This is a genomic window from Ciceribacter ferrooxidans (assembly GCF_004137355.1).
GTDB lineage: Bacteria > Pseudomonadota > Alphaproteobacteria > Rhizobiales > Rhizobiaceae > Allorhizobium > Allorhizobium ferrooxidans.
In genome coordinates this window covers 1-369 of sequence record NZ_SDVB01000178.1, presented here as the reverse complement: position 1 = coordinate 369, position 369 = coordinate 1, and the positions used below count along the sequence as shown (strand labels likewise).

1 pseudogene is annotated in these 369 nt (G+C 40.4%); it reads left to right on the top strand.

Annotation, left to right across the window (positions count from 1 at the left end):
• Nucleotides 1-334, top strand: a pseudogene (locus EUU22_RS26390) (cbb3-type cytochrome c oxidase subunit I); the annotation flags it as partial.
• Nucleotides 335-369: the final 35 nt, after the last annotated feature.

Sequence of the window (369 nt, the reverse complement as noted above, 5' to 3'; positions counted from 1 at the left end):
TTATATTCAAAATAGTGGTAATAAAAAACCTCCCGCTATAAATCAGTACCAAACTCCCCTATTTGTATGATCTGTGTTAATCACTGCAATTCTTCTCCTTCTATCCCTACCAGTTTTAGCTGCCGGGATTACAATACTACTAACAGACCGAAATCTTAACACCACTTTCTTTGATCCTGCAGGGGGAGGGGACCCTGTACTCTATCAACATTTATTCTGGTTCTTTGGCCACCCTGAAGTATACATCTTAATCCTTCCCGGGTTTGGAATAATCTCTCACATCGTCACTTATTATTCGGGGAAGAAAGAACCTTTCGGATATATGGGTATAGTTTGAGCCATGATATCAATCGGCCTACTAGGCTTCAT